28 protein-coding genes are annotated in these 24,782 nt (G+C 55.9%); 27 read left to right on the top strand and 1 reads right to left on the bottom strand.

Annotation, left to right across the window (positions count from 1 at the left end):
- Position 1: 1 nt before the first annotated feature.
- The 15 genes from pilO2 (at position 2) to ABVR31_RS17040 (ending at position 13,798) form a co-directional block, all read left to right on the top strand.
- The gene (gene pilO2 / locus ABVR31_RS17110; protein WP_372773619.1) at positions 2-1,282 is read left to right on the top strand and encodes a type 4b pilus protein PilO2; all 1,281 of its coding nucleotides are present in this window, start codon (positions 2-4) and stop codon (positions 1,280-1,282) included.
- Entirely contained in the window at positions 1,269-1,766 is a 498-nt protein-coding gene (pilP, locus tag ABVR31_RS17105; RefSeq protein WP_059009391.1) for a type IV pilus biogenesis protein PilP, read from the top strand. The genes pilO2 and pilP overlap by 14 nt, the downstream gene beginning before the upstream one ends.
- A gap of 7 nt (positions 1,767-1,773) precedes the next feature.
- Positions 1,774-3,351 carry a GspE/PulE family protein gene (locus ABVR31_RS17100; protein ID WP_059009393.1) on the top strand — a complete coding sequence of 526 codons (1,578 nt, stop codon included), beginning with the start codon at positions 1,774-1,776 and terminating at the stop codon, positions 3,349-3,351.
- Entirely contained in the window at positions 3,338-4,453 is a 1,116-nt protein-coding gene (locus ABVR31_RS17095) for a type II secretion system F family protein (protein ID WP_059009395.1), read from the top strand. The genes ABVR31_RS17100 and ABVR31_RS17095 overlap by 14 nt, the downstream gene beginning before the upstream one ends.
- Positions 4,454-4,462: 9 nt before the next feature.
- Entirely contained in the window at positions 4,463-5,059 is a 597-nt protein-coding gene (locus ABVR31_RS17090; RefSeq protein ID WP_088515942.1) for a type 4 pilus major pilin, read from the top strand.
- Positions 5,060-5,063: 4 nt separating this feature from the next.
- Entirely contained in the window at positions 5,064-5,543 is a 480-nt protein-coding gene (locus tag ABVR31_RS17085) for a lytic transglycosylase domain-containing protein (protein ID WP_372773616.1), read from the top strand.
- Positions 5,540-6,208 (top strand): prepilin peptidase, encoded by a 669-nt coding sequence (locus ABVR31_RS17080; RefSeq protein ID WP_349843977.1) that lies wholly within the window; start codon positions 5,540-5,542, stop codon positions 6,206-6,208. Before ABVR31_RS17085 ends, ABVR31_RS17080 begins: the two co-directional genes overlap by 4 nt.
- Positions 6,208-7,530 (top strand): shufflon system plasmid conjugative transfer pilus tip adhesin PilV, encoded by a 1,323-nt coding sequence (gene pilV / locus ABVR31_RS17075; RefSeq protein ID WP_372773614.1) that lies wholly within the window; start codon positions 6,208-6,210, stop codon positions 7,528-7,530. Before ABVR31_RS17080 ends, pilV begins: the two co-directional genes overlap by 1 nt.
- A gap of 310 nt (positions 7,531-7,840) precedes the next feature.
- Complete coding sequence (locus tag ABVR31_RS17070; RefSeq protein WP_372773612.1) at positions 7,841-8,692, top strand: plasmid transfer protein; 852 nt, start codon at positions 7,841-7,843, stop codon at positions 8,690-8,692.
- A gap of 17 nt (positions 8,693-8,709) precedes the next feature.
- On the top strand, positions 8,710-9,423 hold the full coding sequence (locus ABVR31_RS17065) for a TIGR03759 family integrating conjugative element protein (protein ID WP_260642318.1): 714 nt from the start codon (positions 8,710-8,712) through the stop codon (positions 9,421-9,423).
- Positions 9,402-10,013 carry a transglycosylase SLT domain-containing protein gene (locus ABVR31_RS17060; protein ID WP_222985794.1) on the top strand — a complete coding sequence of 204 codons (612 nt, stop codon included), beginning with the start codon at positions 9,402-9,404 and terminating at the stop codon, positions 10,011-10,013. Before ABVR31_RS17065 ends, ABVR31_RS17060 begins: the two co-directional genes overlap by 22 nt.
- Positions 10,010-10,537 carry an integrating conjugative element protein gene (locus ABVR31_RS17055; protein ID WP_372773610.1) on the top strand — a complete coding sequence of 176 codons (528 nt, stop codon included), beginning with the start codon at positions 10,010-10,012 and terminating at the stop codon, positions 10,535-10,537. The genes ABVR31_RS17060 and ABVR31_RS17055 overlap by 4 nt, the downstream gene beginning before the upstream one ends.
- A 103-nt stretch (positions 10,538-10,640) precedes the next feature.
- Positions 10,641-12,752 carry a type IV conjugative transfer system coupling protein TraD gene (gene traD, locus ABVR31_RS17050; RefSeq protein WP_372773608.1) on the top strand — a complete coding sequence of 704 codons (2,112 nt, stop codon included), beginning with the start codon at positions 10,641-10,643 and terminating at the stop codon, positions 12,750-12,752.
- Positions 12,739-13,500: a TIGR03747 family integrating conjugative element membrane protein gene (locus ABVR31_RS17045; RefSeq protein ID WP_372773606.1), complete on the top strand. Its 762-nt coding sequence runs from the start codon at positions 12,739-12,741 to the stop codon at positions 13,498-13,500. The genes traD and ABVR31_RS17045 overlap by 14 nt, the downstream gene beginning before the upstream one ends.
- A gap of 49 nt (positions 13,501-13,549) precedes the next feature.
- Positions 13,550-13,798, top strand: a complete 249-nt coding sequence (locus ABVR31_RS17040; protein WP_372773604.1) for a hypothetical protein — start codon at positions 13,550-13,552, stop codon at positions 13,796-13,798.
- Here ABVR31_RS17040 and ABVR31_RS17035 read toward each other — a convergent pair.
- Positions 13,788-14,699 carry a hypothetical protein gene (locus ABVR31_RS17035; protein ID WP_372773602.1) on the bottom strand — a complete coding sequence of 304 codons (912 nt, stop codon included), beginning with the start codon at positions 14,697-14,699 and terminating at the stop codon, positions 13,788-13,790. The genes ABVR31_RS17040 and ABVR31_RS17035 overlap by 11 nt on opposite strands.
- 186 nt (positions 14,700-14,885) lie before the next feature.
- On the opposite strand from ABVR31_RS17035, the gene ABVR31_RS17030 reads away from it, so the two are divergent.
- The 12 genes from ABVR31_RS17030 (at position 14,886) to ABVR31_RS16975 (ending at position 24,780) form a co-directional block, all read left to right on the top strand.
- A complete protein-coding gene (locus ABVR31_RS17030; protein WP_372773600.1) occupies positions 14,886-15,203 on the top strand; it encodes an RAQPRD family integrative conjugative element protein in 318 nt (105 codons plus the stop codon).
- Positions 15,194-15,439: a TIGR03758 family integrating conjugative element protein gene (locus ABVR31_RS17025; protein ID WP_058770096.1), complete on the top strand. Its 246-nt coding sequence runs from the start codon at positions 15,194-15,196 to the stop codon at positions 15,437-15,439. The genes ABVR31_RS17030 and ABVR31_RS17025 overlap by 10 nt, the downstream gene beginning before the upstream one ends.
- 12 nt (positions 15,440-15,451) lie before the next feature.
- Entirely contained in the window at positions 15,452-15,814 is a 363-nt protein-coding gene (locus ABVR31_RS17020; protein WP_104187946.1) for a TIGR03745 family integrating conjugative element membrane protein, read from the top strand.
- Between the two features lie 9 nt (positions 15,815-15,823).
- Positions 15,824-16,198 (top strand): TIGR03750 family conjugal transfer protein, encoded by a 375-nt coding sequence (locus ABVR31_RS17015; RefSeq protein WP_104187948.1) that lies wholly within the window; start codon positions 15,824-15,826, stop codon positions 16,196-16,198.
- The gene (locus tag ABVR31_RS17010; RefSeq protein WP_372773597.1) at positions 16,195-16,839 is read left to right on the top strand and encodes a PFL_4703 family integrating conjugative element protein; all 645 of its coding nucleotides are present in this window, start codon (positions 16,195-16,197) and stop codon (positions 16,837-16,839) included. Before ABVR31_RS17015 ends, ABVR31_RS17010 begins: the two co-directional genes overlap by 4 nt.
- 11 nt (positions 16,840-16,850) lie before the next feature.
- A complete protein-coding gene (locus tag ABVR31_RS17005) occupies positions 16,851-17,744 on the top strand; it encodes a TIGR03749 family integrating conjugative element protein (protein ID WP_372774080.1) in 894 nt (297 codons plus the stop codon).
- Positions 17,744-19,264 carry a TIGR03752 family integrating conjugative element protein gene (locus ABVR31_RS17000; protein WP_372773595.1) on the top strand — a complete coding sequence of 507 codons (1,521 nt, stop codon included), beginning with the start codon at positions 17,744-17,746 and terminating at the stop codon, positions 19,262-19,264. The genes ABVR31_RS17005 and ABVR31_RS17000 overlap by 1 nt, the downstream gene beginning before the upstream one ends.
- A gap of 11 nt (positions 19,265-19,275) precedes the next feature.
- Positions 19,276-19,536 (top strand): hypothetical protein, encoded by a 261-nt coding sequence (locus tag ABVR31_RS16995; protein ID WP_211725654.1) that lies wholly within the window; start codon positions 19,276-19,278, stop codon positions 19,534-19,536.
- Complete coding sequence (locus ABVR31_RS16990) at positions 19,523-19,939, top strand: TIGR03751 family conjugal transfer lipoprotein (RefSeq protein ID WP_321474377.1); 417 nt, start codon at positions 19,523-19,525, stop codon at positions 19,937-19,939. Before ABVR31_RS16995 ends, ABVR31_RS16990 begins: the two co-directional genes overlap by 14 nt.
- Positions 19,939-22,737 carry a conjugative transfer ATPase gene (locus tag ABVR31_RS16985; protein ID WP_372773593.1) on the top strand — a complete coding sequence of 933 codons (2,799 nt, stop codon included), beginning with the start codon at positions 19,939-19,941 and terminating at the stop codon, positions 22,735-22,737. The genes ABVR31_RS16990 and ABVR31_RS16985 overlap by 1 nt, the downstream gene beginning before the upstream one ends.
- 11 nt (positions 22,738-22,748) lie before the next feature.
- Entirely contained in the window at positions 22,749-23,153 is a 405-nt protein-coding gene (locus ABVR31_RS16980) for a hypothetical protein (protein ID WP_372773591.1), read from the top strand.
- Positions 23,154-23,661: 508 nt separating this feature from the next.
- Complete coding sequence (locus ABVR31_RS16975) at positions 23,662-24,780, top strand: hypothetical protein (RefSeq protein WP_372773589.1); 1,119 nt, start codon at positions 23,662-23,664, stop codon at positions 24,778-24,780.
- Positions 24,781-24,782 lie beyond the last annotated feature (2 nt).

Below are 24,782 nucleotides of genomic sequence, written 5' to 3'. Positions count from 1 at the left end.
CATGTCAGTACTGAAAAAAATGAGCCTCCGGGCCGGCATCCGTTTGACGCATCAGCGGCGGGACTGGATGGCAGGTCTGCACTGGGAGCCGCAGCGTAATGCGTTAAGTACCCGGTTTCGCAGTAAAGCGTCGCCTGATACGCATTATGCCGCTGCCGGAAGAGGAAATGCTTCCATGCGCGGTCTGGTTTCTCCGGGGCGCGTGCGCCGCAGCCAGCACGCGCTGGCCGTGGCATTCCTGCTGGCCGAGGGCGGAAATGCCTGGGGTATTTACCGCCTGAGTCACACTGAGGATTCGTGGGTCTTTTTCGCGGCTATCGGCGGGCAGTTATCCGTCATGGGCGATGTGACCGGCTCCCGCGCTATCATTGAACAGTCGGCGGCAAACTTCCTGCGTTTTAATGATGCTGATTCGCCGCGTTTACGCTGTGCAGCAATGGCAGACGACAACCTGCACGCCGGCACACTGACTGACAGGCTCAGCCGGGCGCAGATAAAACGTTGCCGGCTTAATAAGCGCGTGACCGCCCTGTCAGTCATTATCCCGGCAGCCGCAGTCACCCTCGCGGTGGCCTGTGGCGTTTACTGGTTCGATGCCGCATCAGAGAAGGCTGAACAGGCCGCTGCAATGGCAGCGTTTCGCGCCCGCATGGCATTGACGAAAGAACAGCCTGCTGAACCCGTACGCGCACCGCACCCGTGGGCCTCACTGCCTCCAGTTTCAGTGCTGCTAAGCAACTGCTGGCTCACGCGTGAGCCCGTATTCGCATCCGTTGCCGGCTGGCGCTTTACCGACGGGGAATGCGTCCCGGAGGGCCTGCGCCTGCGCTTTGTTGCCACTCCGGGTGCAACGGTCGAGGATTTCTCCCGCCGCGCCCGCGAGCTGTTCGGTCACTCAGCCGTCTTTAATCTTCAGGAAGGCGGTAAAAACGGTGATGTTTTCATTCCCTTTAACCATACCCCCCCGACCGGGTTCACTGACGAAGCACTGCCCGGTGCTGATGCTCAGCTTATGCGCTTTATATCCCATCTACAGCGCCGCAATCTCGACGTCAAATTTACCGAGGTGAAGCCGCCGCCGGTCGCGCCGGGTGAGGAAAAAATTACTCCTGTACAGGACTGGCGGGAATTTAACTTTTCTGTCAGCTCACGTCTGCAGCCCGAGCGACTGCTGCAGGATTTTGATGCCACGGGGCTTCGCCTCAGCAGCCTTTCGATCACCATGAGCCCGCAGGGGCAGTTCGACTACACCATGAAGGGGAGCATCTATGCGCAGAATTAATCCCGCCCTGCCTGGGCTGCTTCTGTCCGCTCTGCTCTGCGGACCCGCGCCCGCGGCCGCTACCGGCGATGTGCTGCCGCCGAATGTCACCCTCGGGGAGCTGGAAGCTGCGCAGGCCCGCAATCTGATTCTGGAGCAGAAAGTGCAGACGGCGCGGCTGGAGCAGCAGCTGCGGGAAAGTCAGTCCGGACAGGGTGCCGACCGGAATTATCTGGCCACCGCCAGCCAGCCGGCCATGCCGGTTATGGCGCAGCCTGCCCCCTCTCAGCAGACTGCGTCTGCCGGCACGGAGAAGCGCGCCGGCAGCGTTCGCCTGCAGGAAATTTACGGGCGGGGTAATCAGTTACGCGCGCGCATTGTCCTGCCTGACGGCGGGGTCACGGAGGTGGTAAAAGGCGATCAAATCCCGGGCACGGCTAAACGCGTCACTGAGGTAACGTCAACGCTTGTGCGCCTCAGCGACAATTCTGAACTCTCCTTCTGAGGCCACGATGACACCTGATAAAGAGATAATGGATTTTGTGTTCGCCGAGCTGCATGCCACCGGTGGCGTAACACTGTTAATCGACGGCAACCGCCGTAAAGAAGCGGCCATACAACGCTGGGTGATGGACGTCACCCGGACGCATCCCACGGCAAAAACCGAGTTTGTGACGCTGAGCGAGCTGAACCGCCGGCGTGAAGTGGCAGAGCAGCGCGGCCTGAGCCTGTCACAGAGCGTCAGCGAAGGCGATCTGGACAAGCTCGACATCAGCGTATCGCAGGATAAGGTCATTAACTATATGAGGCTCGGTCACGAGTTCAATGCCTCTGATATTCATATTGAAATCAGCAGTGATCGCAGGATTTCCATCGTCCAGCTGCGTATTCACGGCGAGCTGGAGGTGGTGGATGAAGTGAAAGATGTGGAGGGGATGACACTGGCCTCTACCTCATATCTTTCCATGTGCGACGTGCGCGAACAGTCATTTTTTGCCGGTCGCGAGCAGTCAGGGCGCATAGATGCAAAGTTTGCCCGCCGCGCCGGTCTTTATGGCGCGCGATACGAGCATCGTCCAACGCCCGACGGGTTGATAGTTGTCATGCGTCTTATTCCGGACGACGGTGACAACATACCGACGCTGCCGCAGCTGGGTTTTCTGCCGGAGCAGATAAAGCTCATTATGCAGATCCTTCGCCTTCCGGAAGGCATGGTGCTGCTCACCGGCCCAACCGGCTCGGGCAAAAGCGCCACGCTGCGCGTGTTCAGTGACATCTGGCTTGATCTGACGGGCGGTAAAAAGCGCCTGCTGACGCTGGAAAATCCGCCTGAGGGTCGGATTCCGGGTGCCATACAGACGGCCGTCATGCCTGCCGATAACTCGCCGGAGGCCATCAGTCGCGCCTGGACTAACGCCAATGCCTCCGCGCTGCGTCTCGATCCGGATGCCATTCTGAACGGCGAGATGCGTGACCTGCACTCCCTTATCGCCGGCATTTACGCCAGTGAAACCGGCCACGCGCTGTTCTCCACCCTGCACACGCAGAGCCCCATTGGCTCCCTGCGTCGTATGGAGCACTTCGGTATTGACCGCCATCTTCTGGCAGATGCCGCACTCATCACCGGCTTAATAGGCCAGCGTCTCGTGCCGCTGCTGTGCGAACACTGCCGGGTGCCGTGGGAAAAAAAAGCCCCTGAGCTGGACGCTGATACGCGGGAACGTCTTGAACGGTACTGCACTGTTGAGGGCTTCTGCGATACCAGCAAACTCTTTTTCCGCAATCACGAAGGCTGTCCCCACTGTCAGAAAACGGTGCCGCTGACCGGACGCATCATCAGCCGGGGGGTGACCGGGCGCACGGCCATTGCCGAAGTAATACGGACCGATGCCCGCCTGATGCAGCTCTGGCTGTTACACGGCCCGGCCGTTGCCCGTCAGTACTGGGTGAATCAGGGCGGTATTACCCGCCGCATGCACCTGATGAGATACCTGGCTGAGGGGCGTGTTGACCCGCTGGAAGGCGATCTTATCTGTCCGCTGGATGAAGATTCGGTAATGGAGTGCGAGGTACCCGATGGCATCCGCTGATCGCTTCACGCCTGACAGGCATATGTCGATAGCAGAAAACCTGCGCTACCGCCTGGTCAGGGCAACATTCACCGGCCAGTACCGCCAGCCGTTTTACGAGACCCTACGCTTTCTGCTGGAAAACCGTAAACAACTCAAAGAGGCCCTGACCATGATTGGCGAGGTGCACACCGACTTTGGCAGCCGCTGGCATCCTTACCACGAGCTGGTTCAGGACTGTCTTGAAGGGGTGAACGATAACCGCCCCGGTCGCGCGCTGCAGGACGTGCTGGCCGCCTGGGCACCTTACGAAGAGGCCGCACTTATCAGCGCCGGCATGGAAACCGGCAATATTCCCGGTGCCCTGATGCAGGCGGATAAACTCATTGTGGCCCGTCGTCGCATTCTCGGCCAGGTGGTATTCGCCTCAGTATTCCCGATCGTGCTGGTATTGCTGGGGACGGGGTTGCTGCTGGCCAACAACCTGGCGCTGGTCCCCACCCTGAGCAAAATGTCCGATCCGGCAGGCTGGACTGGCGCACTCGGATTTATGAATGGGGTTGCGCAGTGGAGCAGCCGCTGGGGACTGACTGCTGCCGGCGCGGTCGCGGCACTTGTGACGCTGGCGTTCTGGTCCCTGCCCCGATGGCGGGGGCGACTGCGTCGCTTCGCTGATTACCTTTTGCCCTGGTCGGTTTACAAAGACCTGCAGGGGGCGGTGTTTCTGATGAATATCGGGGCGCTGCTGGGTGCTGGCGTGCAGGAGCTTAAGTCGCTGCAGATCCTTAACGGATTCGCTCCGCCCTGGCTGCAGGAGCGCATCGAGGGCGCAATGGACTGCATGAGCGAGGGCGATTCTCTGGGTCGCGCAATGCGCAACAGCGGTTATGACTTCCCCAGCCGTGAGGCGGTGAACTACCTCTCTCTTCTCGATAAAGGCAACAGCGCAGCATCGCTGATCACCAACTATGCCGATCGCTGGCTGGAGCAGGCGCTGGCGCGCGTTGCCCGCCGCGCGAACGTCACCAAGCTCTTTTCTCTCGTCCTGATTATGAGTTTCTTCTTACTCATACTGCTGATGGTGATGCAGATTCAGGATATGAACACCTTCAGCACACATTAAGGAAACATCATGTCATCAAAGGCATTCCCGCAACATCATCGCCAGCCTGATCGCGGCTGGGGCATTATGGAACATGGCGCCATTGCACTACTCACCATCGTTGTTATCTGTATCGTGGGTGCATGGATCTGGAGCCTGTGGGGTAAAAAGTCCGTAGGCGTGGAGGTATCCAATCTCCAGTTTATCGTGACCAATGCTCAGCAGCTTAAGCAGACTCAGGGAGGGTACAACTTTACCAGCAGCACCACGATGACCGGCACCCTGATCCAGCAGGGTGGCGCGCCGAAAGCCGGCTGGACCATTCAGGGAACGGCGAGCTCCGGCACGGCGACGATGTGGAACAGCTATGGTGGCCAGGTCGTGATAGCACCGGTGGCGACCAACGGGTTCAACAACGGATTTTCTGTTACGACCCAGAAAGTACCGCAGGCAGACTGCATCTCTATTGCCACCCAGCTCGGTTCCGGCGGTGCATTCAGCGCAATCAGCATCAACAGCACGGATTTCAGCGACGGCATTGTCAGCGCGGAAGCGGCAGGAAAGTCCTGCACGGCTGACAGCGGCATGACCGGGAATAACACGCTCGTCTTTACGCATAACGGCTGATGACATGCTGCGCCTGTCCACGGTTCTGTTCCTGATATTGCTTTGCCCCCGTGCGGGGGCGTTTTGCTTTGACGCAGCGGGTGTGAAGTACCATCTCGATCCGCTCCTGCTTAAAGCCATCGCTACGGGCGAGAGCAGCCTCCGGCCGGCAATAACGAATATTAACCGGGATAAAAAAACCGGGCGGGCGCTCAGCACGGACTATGGGCTGATGCAGATCAATTCCTCACATATTCCTGGACTGATCGCGCAGGGGGTCATCAGCGGTCCACAGGATTTGCTGACGCGCCCCTGCCTTAATGTACAAATCGGCACCTGGATACTTGCCAGACATTTTCAGGTCTGTGGCTACAGCTGGAACTGTCTCGGCTCGTATAACGCCGGGTTCAGAAAAGACCGCCATGAAACGCGCGAGTCCTATGCCAACCGCATATATGCCATTTACCGCCAGATTTTACTAAAAGAACGGGGAGTTAAATTGTGACGCTGCTGACGCTGAGCATGCCGTGGCCAATGCTTATCATCATTTTTCCGCTTGGCTTGTGCCTGTTCTGTTTTATGACAAACCTGGTACGCCTCAGCTATCTGACCACCGATGATGAAAAAGAATGGCTGGCCATTTTTTTAAATCCCGCCCCCGCCGGCATTACCTGGCTTTTTGCGGCAGCGGCGACCAGCATCGTACTGTCGCCGGCGCCGGCTCTGGAAAGGCTGATGGCGCTGTTGCTCAGCCTTTTTCTCTTCAGGATGACGCTCATCGATGCGCTCACCGGATTTCTGCCCCGTTATATGACTGTGAGCTGCCTGATTGCAGGTCTGGCTGCTGCTCTGTCAGCCCCCGGATTCTGGGGGCATGCATTCTCTGCCGCGACGGCGCTGGGGTTATTCGGGCTCTGGCGCTACGTCACTGGAAAAGTCTCGGCGCGCGAATGCCTGGGGCTTGGCGACGTCTGGCTGGCCGGCGCTGTTGCGGCCTGGCTCGGTGGTTGTGAGGGTCTTTATGCACTGCTCACAGGCGTCTTTTTATTTGTGCTCTGGCAGCTTCTGGTGCGCCGCGTTCAGCAGGGAGGACCTATGGGACCCTGGCTGTGCGCCGGCGCCATGCTGGTCGCGCTTATCAAACTTTATCATCCACTCATTACATGGTGATGCCTGTGAAATCGACTGAAAAAAACGACAGGGGCTGGGCGATCATCAGCACCGGTGCCGCACTGATTATTCTGTTACTCGTCAGCGTCTGGGGGTATTCGCTTATCAGTGACTGGATGGATAAGCGGACCTGGATGAACACCGCTGCGCAGGTTTCCCGTTTCACGCAGGCCGTCAAAAGCTATACGGGACGTTATTACGATACGCTGCTCTCCAGCGCCACGACAACGTCCCCTGTTATCGTGACGCCGGTGATGTTGAAAAACACCGGTTTTCTGGAGCAGGGTTTCAGTGAGAACACTATCGATGGCCAGGTATATCGCGCTGCGCTTGTCCGGAATGCAACTAACACGGACCAGCTGCAGGGGCTGATTTTTACACAGAATGGTTCCGCGCTGCCCTTTCTGGCGCTGCGACAGATATCAATGGATATCACCTCTGGTATGGGAGGCTATATCTGGACGTCAGGGATCGCCACCGGCGCGATGAGCAGCTGGAGCATACCGCTCGCACAATTTGGCGTCAGCACCACGCAGGGCCATATCGCCGTTCTGCTGACCACGGATGAACTGGGTGCCGCGCAGGGTGAGAGCGATCGCCTGTATCGTTTCTCCGTTACCGGTAAGCCAGACCTGAATACGATGCATACCAGCATTGATATGGGAGGAAACAATCTCAATAACGCGGCTACGGTGAACGCGGTAAACGGTGCATTCAGCAGTAACGTCACTGCACGCGGCAACATCACTGCTAACGGAACCGTTACAGGCCAGAACGTCACCGCAGGGTCCGGCGTCTCAGCAGGCGCTAACGTCACTGCAGGTAACGCGATTACCGCGAATAACGACATCAGGTCTAATAATGGCTGGATGATTACGCGAGGCTCTAAGGGCTGGCTTAACGAGACATATGGCGGTGGATTTTATATGTCTGATAATGACTGGGTTCGCGCAGTTAATAATAAAAACATCTATACCGGCGGTCAGGTTCGTGGCGGAAGCGTGCGGGCAGAGAGGGACATGTCTGCCGGAGGACTTATATACCAGGACCAGGTCAACTCGCCAGGCGCAGGCTGCAGCATTATTGGCGCGATCAGTCATGATTCGAGCGGCGCCACACTCTCCTGTAAGGACTGGGTGTGGCAGAGCGGCTCTTCATCTCCCGTGCGCGTCTGCGCTAACCGCTGCGGCGGGCGCTGGCCGCTTGAAATTGGCCGCGTAAACCATGACGGCGACTGGTCTTCATGGAATACGCTTGGCGAGGGATGTGGTGGAACATATACCCAAAACTGGCTCGTGCCTGTTTTCTGCAGCATAAACTGACGGCCAGACTGGTGTGTGGCGTGTCAGTTAACATTCAGGGCGCAGTGCTTGACGCCTGAACGCGTTTTATAGATCCTGTCAATGCACCTATAACAACGAACCTCTAATGACATTTTGATGCCGCGCACCGGGACACTGGCCGCGGTTTTTTTTTAACGCCTGAAACAGAGCCTTCTAGGCCCTGTATAATTTACCGATGTATCCGCCGCCCGGAAATTTTTACAAACGGCTAATGAGTTAACCATCGTTATTCGTCGCGCATTTTTGCACCTTATGGCCGTTCTGCTGTGCAGCCATAAGGAAACCCTGTATGTCACTCAGTCATGCCTCGCCCGAGGAACTGCTCCCTGACGCTCCTGAACATCAGGCCGGAGCGTTCGAGGCGCAGCCCGCCGCGGCGGATAAGCCCCGAATCCGGCCTCCGTTTAACCACCGAAAAATCATCAAAGGTGGCAGCATCGTTTTGCTTACGGTCAGTCTGGCGGGTTCCCTGATCGCGCTGGTTGTCATGGGGCGTCAGGTATCAGACCTGACGATACGCGTCAACACACTCGATGCGGCCTTTCGCAGCGGCCAGATTGGTCAGCTCGCCTCCAATATCTCATCGATGGAAGCGCGCCTGAAAACACTTGAGCATCAGACAGCCTCCTTAGCCTCACTCCCCGCGGAACTGCAGTCGGCCGGTGATGAACAGGCCAGCCTGAAAAACGCCGTCAGTCAGCTGCAGGATGCCGGCAGCAGCAACGGCCAGGTGGTTGCTCAGCTGCAGACGCGCTTAAGTTCTCTTGAGCACGATGTTCAGCAGTCATCCTCCGCACTGAAAGAGCTCAACCGGCAGCTGGCGCAGAAAGCAGCTGAGCCTGAGAAGAGCCGGACTGCCACTGAAGCAGCGAAAACCCGCGCGGCGACACCTGCAAAAAAGATTAACCGGTCAGCCAGGCGCACGGTGACGCTGGCTGCACCGTTTGTGCTGACCGGCATTGAACGCCGTGGCGGGCAGACCTTCGCCGTTGTCATTCCGCGCGGTGCTTCACAGATATCCGCCATGCGCCTGCTTTCACCAGGTGATTCCCTGCTGGGCTGGACGCTCCGGTCAACAGAGGGAAGTCGCACCGCGCTCTTTACGGTTAACGGTAGCGAGCAACGGCTACATGTTGAATGAACGGAGATAGATCTGTGATTAAAAAAAGCTTACCTGCCGTGCTGATTCTGATGTCATTTCTTTCAGATGCGGCAACGGTTCAGACGCCGTCAGCGCAGAGCAGCGTATCCCCGCTGCAGGAGTCATCCTCGGGCACGCTGAGTTCACAGCAGCAGGCGCAGCAGTGGGGGCTTTCTGACAGTGACTGGAGCCGTTATCAGACGCTCATGCGGGGCGAGCGCGGCATTATGTCTCCCGGTCTCGATCCTCTTACTGCTCTGGGCGTAGAAAGCAGTAACAGCGCAGAACGTCGTCGTCTGGCCGAACTCTGGGTCAGGCATGAATACCAGCGAACTGAAAAAGAACTGGCCTTCCAGCGCGAAATTAATGCCGCCTGGCTCCGCCTGTATCCCGAGACGCTGGCCGTAAATATGGGCAGCAATGCTGCCGGGATAGCACACGATACGCAGGGACGGCTTGCATTGTTTGTTAAAGAGAACTGCTCCCGCTGCGATGCACGTCTTGCGGCTGTGCTTGCAGACAATCGCCCGGTTGATATTTATCTGGTCGGTGGAAACAGCGATGAGGCCATCCGAGCCTGGGCTATCCGGCATAACATTCCGGTGGAAAAGGTTCGCAGTCGCCAGATAACACTTAACCACGACGGCGGCCTGTGGCTGCGTTACGGACAGGGGCAGATGCCTGTGATTCTGCAGCAGGGGGAAAACGGATGGCAGCTCGCCGCGTTCTGATGGTTGTATCTGGTCTGCTGCTGGCATCGGCAGCTCACAGTGCGCCGGCACTCCAGGTCATCCCGGATGCTTACCGGGAAATTGCTGCAGCCGAGCGGGTACCTGCTGAATCGCTGTACTCGCTCGCTATGGCTGAAAGTACGCGCAGTACCGCATGGGGAGCAAAGCCGTGGCCCTGGACCATCAACGTGGCAGGCAGGGGATATCACTATGATACCCGGGAGGAAGCCTTTGCTGCGTTGCTCGGATTTATGCAGCGCTGGCCACTGAAAAATATCGATGTCGGGCTGGCGCAGGTGAATCTGGGATGGAATGGCCATTTCTTTGCCACCTATCGTGATGCTTTTGACCCTTACACCAATCTTCGCGCTGCTGCCCGTATTCTGCGGGCCTGTTATGACGCCCGTCCCGGAAGCTGGCTGCAGGCTGCAGGTTGCTACCATCACCCTGCGGGCGGGCGCCACGCCGCAACCTATATGGCGATAGTGCGCCGCAAGCTCAGCCAGATTGCGCCAGCCGATATGCCCTCCCGCAGTGAGCAGCCTGTCACCCTTGCCCGTTCAACACTTACCTGGATTGAACCTCAATGAAAATTCAAATCCGTAACATCCTGCCGGTGACTCTCATCCCTGTCATGCTGATGGCAACGTTTAGCGCATTTGCAGCGCTCACCGTTATAGGGGATCTTGGCGGTGAAAGTACCGCACCTTTCTTCGACGCAATTAACGCGGCTCCTGCGGGCGATCCGGCAGCAACAGCGCTTCCTCCGCCTCCTGTGTCGCTATCCATTTCCGATATGCTGCCCGTCAGCACACCAGAAATGTCCCCAGGCACCGTGACTGCCAGACCAGTAAACCTGCCGGGGATGCCACCGGTATTTGTGCTGGGTGACGATCCCTCATCCCGCAGCTGGCTACAGCATAATGCCGCTGCGCTAATGCGTATGCAGGCAACCGGCATGATTATCAACGTGCAGGATGAAAGCGGCCTGAAATCGCTGCGTCAGATAGCCCCGGAGGTTGAAATGGTGCCTGTCAGCGGCGGAGATCTGGCCCGCCGGCTGGCGCTGACACATTATCCGGCGCTGATCACCGCAACAGGAATTTCACAGTGATGCCGGCAACCCTTTTCCCGGAGCTGTTCAGCCAGCATCGCGGGCTGGTTGTCGCGGCGAAACGCCCCGGATTTTTCAGCTGGCTGACTGGCAGGGGACGCAGATGAGCGCTCGCTATGTTATGGAGTCCCTGCTGCGCCCGGCGGTAGAGCTCTATTCCGCTACGGTTGCGGCCAGTGCGACCTGCATATGCCTGACCGCCCCCTGGGCGGTGGCACTCGCGCCTTCCGTAAGCTGGGTTACGGCTGCCGGCTTCGGCGTCATTGCCCTGAAGCGGACCCGTCAGGGCATGAAAATTTTGCGCTACCGGCAGAATATCCGCCGTCTCCCCCGTTACGTGCTGACCAGCGATCAGATCCCGGTCAGCCGGCGCCATCTTTTTCTGGGCAAAGGGTTCCAGTGGTCGGCACGTCATACCCAGCGACTGATGGAGGCGCGTCGTCCTGAATGCGAAATCTACGTGCAGCCCTCCGTGCTCTACCGCATGGCACGCGAAATGGAAAAAAGGATGGAATACAGCCTCCCCTGGCTGTGCCGGCTGACGCGTGCAGATATGGCGCTCAACCCTTTTCGACCATTGCCGCCGGTCGGCGGCAGCCCGATTTATCACGGCGTCGAGCCAGATGAGACGACGGTGACCTACGATCTCGGCGAGCGCGTCGGACATATGCTCGTTATCGGCACCACCCGCGTGGGCAAGACCCGTCTGGCGGAGCTGCTCATCACCCAGGATATCCGACGTAAGAACGCCGCCGGCGACCATGAGGTGGTCATCGTGTTTGACCCCAAAGGGGATGCTGACCTGCTGCGCCGGATGTACGCGGAGTCGCACCGCGCGGGTCGTCAGGATAATTTCTGGGTCTTTCATCTTGGCTGGCCCGATATCAGCGCACGGTACAACGCCGTCGGACGCTTCAGCCGTATTTCGGAGGTGGCGTCACGCGTGGCTGGACAGCTCTCCGGTGAAGGTAATTCCGCCGCATTCCGGGAATTTGCCTGGCGCTTCGTCAATATCATCACGCGCGCGCTGGTCGCCCTCGGTCAGCGACCGGATTACGGCCTCATTCTCCGCTATGTCACTAATATCGGCGAGCTGTACGAAACCTACGTTGATAACCTGCTGAGTGAAAAAGCGCCGCAGCTGCTGAATACCGCAGAGGCCATGATGCAGAGCGGGATCAGCGATAAGGACCTGCCGCGTCATCTTCAGGGCAGGCCTAACGGCGCGAAAATCTGGGTATCGGAGCAGGTGCTGGGCAGTCCGGAGGGGAAGAAGCTCTGGGACCCGGTGCTTGATGGTCTGCGCAGCGCAGTCCAGTACGATCGCACCTACTTCGATAAAATTGTGGCCTCCCTGTTGCCGCTGCTGGAGAAACTCACTACCGGTAAGACGGCTGCGCTTCTTGCGCCTGATTACACAGACCTTGACGATCCGCGCCCTATTCTCGACTGGCACAATATTATCAAGTCACGCGGCGTGGTGTATGTCGGCCTCGATGCGCTCTCTGATCCGGTGGTGGCCGCGGCCGTTGGCAACAGCATGTTTGCCGATCTGGTCTCTGAGGGCGGTCATATCTACAAGTTCGGTCTTGGCGATGAGGAGGAAGGTAAATCCGCAAAGGTGGCCATCAACCTGCACTGCGATGAGTTCAACGAGCTGATGGGGGATGAGTTCATTCCGCTCATCAACAAAGGGGGCGGCGCCGGCTTTCAGGTGACCGCGTACACCCAGACCCTGTCCGATATTGAGGCACGGATCGGCAGCTCGGCTAAAGCGAATCAGGTGGTGGGGAACTTCAACACGCTGGTCATGCTCCGCGTGCGCGAGAAAAACACCGCCATGCTGCTCACCGATCAGCTCCCTGAAGTGGATGTTTACCAGAAAACGCTGACTTCCGGCGTCACGGATGTTTCCCGTCCCGGGGAAGGAACAGACTTTAACAGCAACGTTAATGACCAGGTGAGTCTGGTAAAAGTCCCGATGATAAGCCCTGCAGATATCATCAACCTGCCAAAGGGTCAGGCCTTTGCGTTACTTGAAGGGGGGCGGTTGTGGAAAGTACGCATGCCGCTGCCGGCAGATAATGACGATCCACATATGCCAGCCAGTCTGAAGCAACTGGCTGACAATATGGAAAAAAACTACCACACCGGTGAGACATGGTGGACGGGTGGTGACATGCCGTTGGCAGGAGGTCCGGATGTCCCAGCATGATGGTGACAGCAGACAACGAAGCGCCCCTGCGCGCCAGCGGCAGTCAGGACCGATTGGGCTGCTTCTGTGGGATTTTCCTGTGGGACTTATCGGCGTGCTGCTCGGATCACTGCTCGTCAGCCTGCTGATTGAATATGCCTGTATCGCGCTGTTGTGGCCGGAGGAAGGCGCCGCCCACAGCTACCGGGTGATGGTGGCTGAAAGTCACTGGCTGTCGGAGGGGTATACGCGCAGCCTGCTGATGGCCGCTCCGGTTGAGACGGTCAGCCGTTGGGTGCATGTAGCGTGGCAGTGGCTGTTCGTGGACAGCGGATTCAGCGGCTGGCTGCAGTCATTTAAATCCCTGAGCAAAAAAGGCGGCGGGCTTATTCCGGCGCTCAATGGGCTGGGTGCTTCACTGGTGAGCTGGCTGGGTGTGTACCTTCAGGCCACATTCTGGGTCACGCTGATTTTCTTCATCCGGGTAATGATCCTTTTTCTCAGCCTGCCGCTGTTTGCGCTGGTAGTCATCATGGGCGTGGTGGACGGGCTGGTCAGGCGTGACTTACGGCGATACGGCGCCGGCTATGAATCAAGCTTTGTCTATCACCACGCCAAGCGCTTTATTAAACCCGCTCTGTATGGTCCCTGCATGCTCTACCTGGCATGGCCCACAGCGGTCTGGCCAAATCTTCTGCTGCTGCCATCTGCGCTACTGGTGGGTGCAGTTCTTGCCGTCACGACAGCAAGCTTTAAAAAGTATTTATAGCGCCCTCATGCTGAGTGAGGGCTGTATCTGGGAATATCTGTGAGGAAATATGGTGAACAAATATAATTCTGGCAATCCGTCTGAACTGAATCAGGCGCTTCCAGTGGCAGCTGTCAGACCATCACCAGAGATGCAGGAGATGAACTTTGTTCTGCAGGACAGGTGCCACACTATGCTGATGCCTCTGGAGACGCTCTTGAGATGCCTGCGTGATGCGGAAAAACTGGGTGAGGTGCCTGCCATTCCAGAAATATGGTGGTCCCTGCTGAAACATAAATACCCTGAAATCATTGATTGAGCAGGTGCGGCCCGAGGATTTCAGCCGCATGTTTCAGCAGCCTCTGACCGGCGGCTGAGCTGTTCCACTCAGAAAAATTCACAATATTATTAAAATAATTGAAGTCAAAATCGATTTCACGACGGTAAATCTCACGCGGATTTTCATAACCGCACCTTATCGTGACCACCAAATCCATTGTCTCGCTAAGAATATCATTGGTCACCGATGCGGTGTGACAGGTGTAATAAGCCCCAACCGTCAGAAACTCAGTGCAGGCGGGGGCTTTTACAAGATAACCATTCTCATTCAAAGACAGCCTTCGCGGCTCAGCATTTATCAGTGCCTCAGCCATTTCCTTGTTTTCCATTTTTTTGTAAAAAATATCCTGCCAGTCTGCCATATACGCAAATATCCATGGAATGTTCATCAACGTCGCCCGGGAATACAGCCACCCTTCCTCACGCGCATATTGTCGAAGCATGGACACTGCCAGCTTTTCATCAATTCTGATGCCGATAGTCTTGCTCAGAAGCCAGATCACCTTATCAAAATGTTCGATAAGCAACTGAAGTATCTGCCGTGAAAGAGCGCCAGGTGATCTTTTACCTTTATCTGAGCCAGAACTTTTCGTTTTGTCCGCGTATGGACAATGTTCATATGCTTCCCTGTCATAGAACCCTACACCAGGCAGCGCGGTATTATAGTGTTTTGCATAGGGAGCGGACACATTGGCGGGGAGCCTGTAGAAGCCTATTATCTGGATGGGATTATTGCAGGCGGGGCAGACGGCAAAATAACGGGGAGAACCTGAATCGCTCACTTTGTACCACGGTGAACGACGGGCAGTGCGCTGTTCGTAATCATCTTTATCGAGCGCCCAGTATCCCTGCTTTTTTACGTCAAGCTTGTAAACATTCACCTTCCAGCGCGTCCTTTCTCAGTCATATTGTTCATTTTTATAACATACCAGCCGCAGAGTCTGAAACACCCGCAGGTAAAGCGACTGCTGTAACAGGTTATTTTCGTGAATGCATAAATAATTTCCTGCTGTAAGACCTGCGCCTTTACGTCACTCTCCCGACGACCAGATAACCGGGAGAGCCTCATGCGTCACACCAGAAACCTCATTGCCCTGCTGATAGCCACACTTCCCGTCCTGCAGTGTCACGCCTCCGAGAAAGACGAGCTGGCGCTTGTCATGCGTCAGCTGGATCAGGTGCAGGCGGGGCTTAACCGGGCCCGTGTCGCGGCAAACCAGACTCAGGATGCCCGCTTTTATTTCGACTATCTGCAGGCGACACGCGATATCACCACCATGAAGCAGGGTATTTCCGCCTATCTGGAACCCTCCCGGGCACAACCCGCGTCCCGGCAGTCCGCTGTTACCGGCCAGTATCGTGCTGAGGAACCGGCATGGCGATGAACGGCGCGCAACTGAACGGGTGGAGCGCTGGCACCGGCAGCAGCCTAACGCCCGGACAACTTAACACCCTCATTCTGGGGTTGCTGGCCGTCGTCATTCTTCTGTTCTGCGCCTGGGCGCTGGTTCAGGCCTATCGCGGGATTGCCTCCAAATCCGTGACGTTTCGTCAGTTCAATGAACTTGCGGTAAGGCTAATCGTGCTTTACCTGGCAACGCTGTTTCTGTTTTTCCACTAAAAGGACACCTCAATGAAATCCACATTACTCAGGCTTTACCACTCTGCATTCGCACGCGCCGGGCTGCTGCTGACGGGTTTTCTCATCAGTGGTCAGGCGCTTGCTGATCTGCCGCCGGTTGAGCAGCCCACGACCGGCGGTGGTGGCGGCACCTATAACACCATGATGGGGTACGCCAAAATGGGTGGGCTGGCACTCGGGCTGTTGATAAGCGTTGGGGCCTTCCTCGCGGTCGCCCATGCCGTCATTACCTCTTTCCACGACATCCGTAAGGGTAAAGGCTCCTGGACGGAATTCCTGCTTTACGGGGTGGTTGGCATCATTCTCATCCTCGCCGTCATCTATCTGGCCACCAAAGCCTCTGACATTTTGTAAGGAGCAAGCATGGCCGTCATCGACTTCCTTCCTGATCGTCTGAACAATCCGCCCGTGGTGTGGAAAGGCTTCACGTCTGGTGAGTTTCTTCTGGCGGCCATCATTGGCGTCGTCGCCGGCATTCCCCTGGCCGTGCCGCTGGCGCTGGTGCCATTTATAGGCTGGCTGGCTTTTCCCACCTGCATGCTGCTGATGCCGCTCATTGTCATCTTTCTGGGTGGCGGCTGGATTGCCGGCTACAAACGTGGCAAGCCGGAAAATTACATCTGGCAGCGGCTGGAGGAAATCCGCTGCAGGGCCCGCCTTTCACGTTCACTGGTACTCGACAGCCGGGCGTGGGAGATGAAGCGAACCCGGGCCATGCCGCAGAGAGGTGAGCGATGAGCCGGTTTCGTAACGGTATGACCGCGCGTGATAATCACATCATTTCGCTTCGCATCGCCTGTGTGCTGCTGTTCGCCGGCCTGCTGGTCACGGGGATTGGCTGGATGCGCGCGCCTTCCGAACTCACCATCCATAACCCACCCGACCTGCGATCGGGCAGCACGCGAAAATGGTGGGAGGTTCCGCCGTCCACCGTATACAGCTTTGCGTTCTATATCTTTCAGCAGCTGAACTCATGGCCCAAAAATGGTGAGGTGGATTATCCGGCCAAAATTGCCCAGATGAGCCCTTATCTGACGCCGTTCTGCCAGGACTTTCTGAATAAAGACGCAGAGATGCGTAAAAACAGCGATGAACTCCGGGACCGCGTGCGGGTGGTATATGAAATTCCCCGCCGTGGCTACAGCAGCCGCAGCGTCACCATTCTCGATCAGGACAACTGGATCGCACGGCTGGATTTAGTGGCAGACGAGTATTACCACACCGAGTCGGTCAAGCGCGCGCTGGTCCGGTATCCCCTGAAAGTGGTGCGCTGGGAAGGCGATCCAGAGCGCAATCCCTTTGGGCTGGCGCTGGATTGCTATGCGGCTACGCCTCAGCGGCTTGAAGCTGTCACCCTGCCTGAGCCGGAGAAAAAGTGATGGCAAACCGGATGAAAAAGTATTCACTCATTTTTCTCGTCAGCCTGTGTTTTCCCTGGGTGACGAACGCCGTTGAGCTGATGAAATGGGAGCGTATCCCGCTGCAGGTCCCCCTGACGGTGGGCCAGGAGCGTATCGTTTTTGTGAATAAAAACGTACGCGTTGGCTTTCCGCCCTCGCTCAACAACAAGCTGCGTATACAGAGCAATAGCGGCGTGGTCTATCTCAATGCCAGCGAAGCGTTTCCGGTGACGCGACTTGAGCTGCAGAACAAAGAGAACGGGGAGATTATCCTGCTGGATGTCTCTGCGGCATCCGGTAAAACCACGCGTGAACCCGTGAAAATTGTTTATGACGGTGAAGTGGCCACCGTATCAGCCAGTGACAGGCAGTCCGTCAGCAGCGACGGGGACAGCACCGGGCGTCAGGCGAAGCAACCGGATGTGGATGCTCCTCACCAGGATCGTAAGCCCGCAAAACTCAATGCCCCTCTGCCTGTTGTTCTGACCCGCTATGCGGCTCAGAACATGTATGGCCCGCTGCGTACGGTTGAGCCGGTGCCGGGTATCAGTCCGGTTTCACTGAAGCTGCCGTCCGCTGTTACCACACTGATGCCCTCAGAACCCGTCAGCGTTACACCAATGGCAGCATGGAGCCTGCAGGGCAGCAGCGTGGTTGCGCTGCAGGTCCGTAACCGTTCAGCCGGCAAAGTGATTCTCGATCCGCGCGCGCTGGAGGGGCAGTTTATTACGGCCACCTTCCAGCACCGCTGGCTCGGCCGTGCAGGTACGCCTGAGGATACAACGGTTCTTTATCTGGTTACGTCCGGGCGCCCGGAGGGGGCATTCATTGCCGAACCGCCGTCTCAGCAGCCTGCTGACAGCAGTAAGCGGAGAGTAAAATAATGAAAGCACCTGCCTCTAATCTCATCGTTAAAATTGCCGTGCCGGTGGTGCTGGCCGGTGCCATTGTCGTCGGCGTGAAATCCTGCTCAGGGGGCGGAAATCATCCGGCGATGACAGGCAACGCAGCCAGTTCTGCGCTGAAAGACCTGTCGCCGGAAGACCTCAAGGCCGCGGGGATCGAGGGTGACACGCCGCAGGACACGCTTCGCACGGTGGTGGGAAATTTCCGCAAAGTTCAGGACCGTCTCGATTCGCTCGCGGACGATAACAAAAAACTCACTGACGAAAATAAAGCCCTGAAAACCACCAACAGCAACGTGGACGCACAGATCAGCCAGGCGGTGAGCAATGCCCGCAATGAGGAAGCGCAGAAACGCCAGCAGCTCAGCGCTCAGGTCACGGATCTCAGCTCACAGGTCAAACGGCTGATGGATCAGCTGCAGAATGGCGGTGCCGGCACAGAATCCGGAAAAAGCAGCAGTCCCGGCAGTGATATTCCGATCGGGCTGGGCTACGACAGCGGGCTGAACAGCGGCGCTTCCGGCGTATCGTTTTCTTCTGATGGCCTGCAGTGGGTTGAGCCCAGAGACGGGGTATCCGTTGATGCCAGCGGCCGGCCGGTGACCGACAGCAACAGAAAAAACGCGACCGGTTTCTCCTTTGCTACTTCGTTCTCCGAAGCGGGTGAAGCAGGAAAGCAGGCGGCAGGAAAAGCAACCGCAATGGTTCAGACTCAGCTTACGGATGCGCAGAACGCGACCGTTCCGGTATTTACGCTTCCGGAAAACTCCACGCTCGTAGGCAGTCAGGCGATGACCGCCTTACTGGGGCGCATTCCCGTGGATGGTAAAGTCACTGATCCCTATCCTTTCAAGGTCATGATCGGCAGGGATAACCTGACAGCTAACGGAATCGAACTTCCCGATGTTCAGGGGGCAATCGTGTCCGGTACCGCGACGGGGGACTGGACCCTGTCGTGCGTGCGCGGGTCAATTACCAGCATCACGTTTGTTTTTACCGACGGCACCGTCAGGACGCTGCCCTCTCCCGATGGCCAGAACGGTGGCGGCAACCAGAACAGCGGCAACGCGAACGGTAATAACAGCAGCATTGGCTGGCTGTCAGACGACAACGGCATTCCCTGCATTTCAGGCACGCGTAAAAGCAACGCCTCAACCTATCTGCCGACCATCACCACACTTGCGGCCGCCGGTGCGGCGGGTGATGCCGTGGCGGAAAATCAGAATACCGGCCAGACCAACGCCTACGGAGGCGTGACTTCAACTCTCACGGGTGATGCCGGTCAGGCCGTACTTGGCAAAGCGCTTTCCGGCGGCATGCGGGAAACGATCGACTGGGTAAAAGCCCGCTACGGACAGACATTCGACGCCATTTATGTACCGCCGGGTCAGAAGGTGGCACTGCATATCACGCGACAGCTGGCCATCGATTACGAAGAAAAAGGCCGCAAGGTTAAATATGACTTCAGCCTGGCCGGCAATGGCACAGGCATGGACTGACGGGGATTTCAATGCAAAACACCAACCTTGAGTATCGGGTGGGGTATACCCCACTCAGTGGACGCCTGTATGCCGGTTATGTCCGGAAAGATAATGGAAAGTGGGAGGGATCACCCCATGAGGTGACCGACTGGGCCATGTTTGCGGTTGGCCAGAAACTGGCCCGGGAAGAGACCGATATGCTGTTTCCCCTGCCTGACGGTCGGGTAATGCGTGTGTCTGCAGTCATTACAGACCCTGAAACAATGGAGGACGCGAATGCACAGCGTTAAACCCCGCCTGGTGTTGCCTCTGACACTGATGCTTTCGTTATCACTGGCCGGCTGCAGCACGTCCAAAGACGAGATGCTGCCGCCCGGAGACAGCAGCATGCTTGAGCTCTGGAATGATGGCGCCTCTGCGACACATGCAACCGGCGAAAGCCGCACGACACTGCGCCGCCCGGTTACGGACAGCGAACGCGTGATTTCTCAACAGACGCGCGAAAGCTACAGCCGCACGCAGGAAAATGAAATACAGCAGACGTTTCCGCGCCTGCCTAATCCCGACATGGTCATGTACGTGTTCCCGCACCTGGCCGACGGCAATACGCCGGTGCCCGGCTACAGCACCGTTTTCCCGTTTTACAGCCAGGTGCAGTATGCGCTGCCTGGTGAGCGCACGGAGGATCTGTAATGGCTTTTTCTCTTTTTCGCCGTCGGGCCGACGCGCAGGCGCCGCATCAGTTTGGAGATGGCCCGTTTTCCATTAACGGGCATGAACCGCTGACGCGGGAGGGGCGGCTTACTCGCCGTGATGAAGCTAAGCTGTATGATACTGCGCCTTCCATTATCGACCACATCCCGTGGGGCGAGTATCTACCTGAGCACCAGTGCATTCTGCTTGATGATGGCGTGTCGGTCGGCGCCGTTTACGAAGTGATCCCGGTTGGGACCGAGGGACGACCTGACACACGGCTCGATGAAATTCGTGACGTGGTGGAAAACGCCCTGCAGGACAGCTTCCCGGAACTGGATGCACACCAGTGGGTGGTGCAGTTTTACTGCCAGGACGAGTCAGATCTGACCGTCTACATGGACGGAATCAGGGGATATGTGAAGCCCAATGCTCAGGGAACGGCTTTTACGGAAGCCTGGCTGACAGAGCAGGAGCGGCATCTGCAGAACGTGGCCAGCGAAAAGGGCCTGTTTCTGGATGAGGCTGTTACCGGTGCGCCCTGGCGCGGCCAGATCAGACGTACACGTATGGTGATTTACCGCTGGGTTGAATCACCGTATCGCGACCCGATGGCGCCCGAGGTGTTGCTCAAACAGGTTTGCGATCGTCTGACCTCTGCAATGAGTGGTGCGGGTATCCAGTGCCGGCGTCAGAACGGAGAGCAGATCCACAGCTGGCTGCTGCGCTGGTTCAATCCCGATCCGAAATGGGTTGATAAATCGACACTTTATCGTTGTGCGAAACACACTGACGATGCGGCGGGTGATTTACCTCTGCTGAACGATTTCAGTGAAAGCCTGTGGTTCACTCGCCCGCGCAGCGACGGGGATAAAGGTGTATGGTGGTTTGATGACGTGGCGCATAAAGCTGTTCCCGTCGCGCGTCTGCGCAATGCGCCTTCAACAGGTCACCTGACGGGTGAGGTGAAACGCGGTGAACATATTAATGCCATTATGGACCTGCTGCCTGAGGGCACCGTGCTTGCCCTGACGCTGGTCATTCACCCTCAGGATAAGCTGGAGGAAAACTTTGCCCGCCTGAGCCGCGATTCAATGGGTGAAAACGTGGACTCCCTGCGCGCGCGCGAGGATGCCGCCACAGCCCGCACTTACCTGGGTAATAAACATAAACTGTATCGGGCTGCCATTACCCTGCTGATTAAAGCCCGGGACCTTCCTTCGCTGGATAAGCGCTATCTTGATCTCAGCAGCAAGCTGCTCAACTGCGGCCTTGAGCCGGTTAACCCGGAGCATGATATCGGTCCGCTCAGCACCTATATGCGCGCATTACCCATGTGCTTTAATCCGGCACAGGACCGGCATAACTGGTATACGCGCCTGATGTTCGTGCAGCATTTTTCCTGCCTGGCACCGGTCTATGGTCGTGATACCGGCACCGGCAACCCGGGCTTCACCTTCTTTAACCGGGGCGGTGGCCCGCTCTCGGTCGATCCGCTTAACAGAAATGACCGCACGCAGAACGCGCACCTAATGCTGTTTGGGCCAACCGGTGCCGGCAAGTCCGCCACCGCGCTGGTCAAGCTTGCCCAGATGATGGCCATCTATCGCCCCCGTATTTTCCTGATAGAAGCTGGCAACAGCTTCGGCCTGTTTGGTGATTACTGCGCCTCCCTGGGACTGAGCGTACATCGGGTCAGTATCAAGCCCGGTAAAGTTATTTCTCTCGCACCGTTCGGTGACTCACATCTGCTGATGCAGGCAAAACCGGATGAACTGATCATCAGTGAAGACGCTCTTCCGGATATTGATGACGATGAAGATAAGGATGAAGAGCGTGACGTACTCGGTGAAATGGAAATTGCCGCCCGCCTGATGATCACCGGCGGAGAAGCTGCAGAAGAATCACGATTAACACGCGCAGACCGTGGCATGATCCGTGAGGCCATCATGATCGCCGCCCACACGGCTTTTGAGGAAAGCCGGCAGATGTTGCCTGAAGACCTGATGTTTGCGTTGCAGAATATTGCCCGGGACAGCAGCCAGGGAGAAGACGGCCGGGAAAAGCGAACTGCGGCACGTCGTTCCCGTGCGGAAGAAATGTCCGAGGCGCTACGGATGTTCACTGAAGGCTTCGAAGGCGAACTCTTCAACCGTCCAGGCACCCCGTGGCCAGAGGCGGATGTCACGATCGTTGACCTGGGTACGCTGGCCCGTGAGGGCTATGAGGCGCAGATGGCCGTTGCGGTCATTTCGCTGCTTAACTCAATCAACAATATCGCTGAGCGCGATCAGTACAGCGACAGGGATATTATTGTGCCCATTGATGAAGGACATATCGTAACGACTAACCCGCTGCTCGGACCTTACGCGACAAAAATTGCCAAAATGTGGCGTAAGCTGGGCACCTGGCTCTGGATTTTCACCCAGAACCTCGAGGATTTCCCTGATACTGCCAAAAAAATGCTGAACATGGCGGAGTGGTGGATCTGTCTGGTAATGCCTCCGCAGGAAGTCGAGCAGATTGCCCGCTTCAAGACGCTGACAGCTGAACAACGGGAAATGCTTCTTTCAGCGACGAAGGTCCCCCGGAAATATACGGAAGGCGTCATTATTTCAGAGAAGGTTCAGGCGCTCTTTCGTGCGGTGCCACCCAGCCTTTACCTGGCGCTGGGGATGACTGAAAAACCAGAGAAAGCCGAAAGACGACAAATCATGAACGAATTAAATTGCAGTGAGCTTGAGGCTGCGTTTCACGTTGCGCGCCGGCTTGATGAAAATCGCGGACTGAGTATCTGACAGGGGAACCCATGAAAAAACTGACTATGGCACCGCCAGTGGTCGTAACGGATAAGGCGCTGATTGCGTCTGTCATTTTTACCGTGCCACCGCAGGGGACGGCATCAATTGGTCAGTCCGACAGTGTCTCACTGGAAATACTGCAGCGCGAGATCTTAAGTCGGCTTGATAAGCCGGTTCTGATTTCAGTCTTCCCTCACCGCGTTGGGCGCCGCAGCTGCGTGGCGGTACACCTGACGGATGCCGGCGGGAAAAAACTGGATATTCTCATCACGGTAACCGGTAACACGCTGTGGCCTGGTGAAGCTGAGTTCGAAAGCAGTCTGCGCTGGAATATCTGCGTGCCTGATGCCACCGATATGTTATGGGTGCTGAAGGAGATCGACAGAGTTACAGACGGCGAGGTGTTCAGTTAAATCGGCCCTGCCTGTTTGTCAGGCAGCGGGTTCAGGCTGTCTGACAAACAGGGAGGCTGCGGGTGCGGGCGGCATAGAGCCCGCGATTATTTTGACTCATTCGGGTTGAGCCTTTTCAAACTTACTTTATTGACTGCGTAATTACACCTGACTTGACTACCCATTTGCATTTTACTTGGCGACCGTTTGCAGATTACCTGACCATCGCCAACTAAAGTTGGCGTATGGCTCACATCTTATGACGAAGCCCGAACTAAACGGCAGCAGTGTGCCAAAGGCAGACATAGCTACAGAGTTAGGGTGTTAACCTGGGTGAGGTCAGCACATCTAACTCTATTCTTCTTTCTTGCTCGACGTAAAATAATAGCACCCAAACCATTAAGAAATGTTTAACCGATTGTAAAAATAATATAAAAGATTTAATATTAAGAGTCGAATTGCAGTGAAATTGCTAATTTTAGTTAAGTTATAGATAACCAATTTATTTAAAGCTGAAGTTGGAGGGAACATGTATAGAAAAATAGCGGACTTATTGGCTTTTAAAACAAACATACTTGAAGTTTTCGTTGTGGCAGTTTTAATTGCCTTGGGCGTGAACATACTATCATCAGGGATTGTTGAATATTTTGGGCTCTCATTTTTGACAATGGTTATAGTTGGCTCTCTACTAATGACTTTAGGTGCCGTAATTTTCCTACGCAACGCTTACCCAAGGAATAATGGTAAGTATGACATTAAAGGAGTGGTCTGCTTAGATTTAGAAAGCAAAGAATTAATATCAATTGAAGGTTATGACTTCGCAGAGGAAGTCAGTCATTACTTAAAAGGTTTGTGTGCTGAAAATAAAGCCATCCATAAATTATGGACTGAAAACCCAATTGGTTTCAGTTATGATGTTCAGGGTGGCATGGTAACCATGAAAAAAAGCAAAGCAAATGACCTATATATTGAAGCAATCGAATACTATGTATTGAAAAGGCTCGCACTACATTTAAGTAGTCATTTCAATGGCAATAAGTCTGTTTCTGAAGATTATTTATTAATGTTAGATAGAAAGAGTATCCCCGGTGTTCTTATGCAGAACAGATTTATTGATACTTTCTCAAGACCCATGGACGAACGCGAGCAATTTATTGACCATGGTCCTTCACCATCTAAAGGTAAGATTGTATATGCGCATGGAAAAGGAGGCGCGATTTTTGACCATTTTGAAATGGTTCTTCCCAAAAGCAGTTCGATCATAAGAGAAAGAGACTCCAGCATAAGTGTTATTACTAAAAGATTTAAAATAAATTATCGACCTTTGTTCGAAGGATGGGGTGACAACCTACCAAGAAATTTTGAGAAGCTATACTTAGGTAAGGAACTTCATTCATTGTCAACATACTCCGTGAGACTGATGGTTACTGTGGATTTTAATGTTTGGTCGTTACTAACAACTAAAGGCTGGGAGTATTATTGGTGGCTAGATTCCTTTTTAGGTAAATTGGAAGAATCATTTTCAAAAAAATCATTTTTATCTAAGATTTCGTGGGAGCAGAATGCTGCAATGTTTCTTATGGTTGAAAACAAGAGCAAAATGCAACAAAAGAACGAAATTTTAAACAAGGTTGCAGATCAAAAATAGTT

Origin of the sequence: Pantoea sp. WEP, from assembly GCF_041678305.1 — a bacterium.
GTDB lineage: Bacteria > Pseudomonadota > Gammaproteobacteria > Enterobacterales > Enterobacteriaceae > Pantoea > Pantoea dispersa.
Note: the sequence above shows the minus strand (reverse complement) of the source record. Positions and strands in the feature narration are given on the sequence as shown.

Excerpts from the sequence above, each read along its gene's own strand:
- pilO2 (WP_372773619.1), top strand. The coding sequence starts at position 2 with ATGTCAGTACTGAAAAAAATGAGCCTCCGGGCCGGCATCCGTTTGACG.
- pilP (WP_059009391.1), top strand. The coding sequence starts at position 1,269 with ATGCGCAGAATTAATCCCGCCCTGCCTGGGCTGCTTCTGTCCGCTCTG.
- ABVR31_RS17100 (WP_059009393.1), top strand. The coding sequence starts at position 1,774 with ATGACACCTGATAAAGAGATAATGGATTTTGTGTTCGCCGAGCTGCAT.
- ABVR31_RS17095 (WP_059009395.1), top strand. The coding sequence starts at position 3,338 with ATGGCATCCGCTGATCGCTTCACGCCTGACAGGCATATGTCGATAGCA.
- ABVR31_RS17090 (WP_088515942.1), top strand. The coding sequence starts at position 4,463 with ATGTCATCAAAGGCATTCCCGCAACATCATCGCCAGCCTGATCGCGGC.
- ABVR31_RS17085 (WP_372773616.1), top strand. The coding sequence starts at position 5,064 with ATGCTGCGCCTGTCCACGGTTCTGTTCCTGATATTGCTTTGCCCCCGT.
- pilV (WP_372773614.1), top strand. The coding sequence starts at position 6,208 with ATGCCTGTGAAATCGACTGAAAAAAACGACAGGGGCTGGGCGATCATC.
- ABVR31_RS17070 (WP_372773612.1), top strand. The coding sequence starts at position 7,841 with ATGTCACTCAGTCATGCCTCGCCCGAGGAACTGCTCCCTGACGCTCCT.
- ABVR31_RS17060 (WP_222985794.1), top strand. The coding sequence starts at position 9,402 with ATGGCAGCTCGCCGCGTTCTGATGGTTGTATCTGGTCTGCTGCTGGCA.
- ABVR31_RS17055 (WP_372773610.1), top strand. The coding sequence starts at position 10,010 with ATGAAAATTCAAATCCGTAACATCCTGCCGGTGACTCTCATCCCTGTC.
- traD (WP_372773608.1), top strand. The coding sequence starts at position 10,641 with ATGAGCGCTCGCTATGTTATGGAGTCCCTGCTGCGCCCGGCGGTAGAG.
- ABVR31_RS17045 (WP_372773606.1), top strand. The coding sequence starts at position 12,739 with ATGTCCCAGCATGATGGTGACAGCAGACAACGAAGCGCCCCTGCGCGC.
- ABVR31_RS17040 (WP_372773604.1), top strand. The coding sequence starts at position 13,550 with ATGGTGAACAAATATAATTCTGGCAATCCGTCTGAACTGAATCAGGCG.
- ABVR31_RS17030 (WP_372773600.1), top strand. The coding sequence starts at position 14,886 with ATGCGTCACACCAGAAACCTCATTGCCCTGCTGATAGCCACACTTCCC.
- ABVR31_RS17025 (WP_058770096.1), top strand. The coding sequence starts at position 15,194 with ATGGCGATGAACGGCGCGCAACTGAACGGGTGGAGCGCTGGCACCGGC.
- ABVR31_RS17020 (WP_104187946.1), top strand. The coding sequence starts at position 15,452 with ATGAAATCCACATTACTCAGGCTTTACCACTCTGCATTCGCACGCGCC.
- ABVR31_RS17015 (WP_104187948.1), top strand. The coding sequence starts at position 15,824 with ATGGCCGTCATCGACTTCCTTCCTGATCGTCTGAACAATCCGCCCGTG.
- ABVR31_RS17010 (WP_372773597.1), top strand. The coding sequence starts at position 16,195 with ATGAGCCGGTTTCGTAACGGTATGACCGCGCGTGATAATCACATCATT.
- ABVR31_RS17005 (WP_372774080.1), top strand. The coding sequence starts at position 16,851 with ATGAAAAAGTATTCACTCATTTTTCTCGTCAGCCTGTGTTTTCCCTGG.
- ABVR31_RS17000 (WP_372773595.1), top strand. The coding sequence starts at position 17,744 with ATGAAAGCACCTGCCTCTAATCTCATCGTTAAAATTGCCGTGCCGGTG.
- ABVR31_RS16995 (WP_211725654.1), top strand. The coding sequence starts at position 19,276 with ATGCAAAACACCAACCTTGAGTATCGGGTGGGGTATACCCCACTCAGT.
- ABVR31_RS16990 (WP_321474377.1), top strand. The coding sequence starts at position 19,523 with ATGCACAGCGTTAAACCCCGCCTGGTGTTGCCTCTGACACTGATGCTT.
- ABVR31_RS16985 (WP_372773593.1), top strand. The coding sequence starts at position 19,939 with ATGGCTTTTTCTCTTTTTCGCCGTCGGGCCGACGCGCAGGCGCCGCAT.
- ABVR31_RS16980 (WP_372773591.1), top strand. The coding sequence starts at position 22,749 with ATGAAAAAACTGACTATGGCACCGCCAGTGGTCGTAACGGATAAGGCG.
- ABVR31_RS16975 (WP_372773589.1), top strand. The coding sequence starts at position 23,662 with ATGTATAGAAAAATAGCGGACTTATTGGCTTTTAAAACAAACATACTT.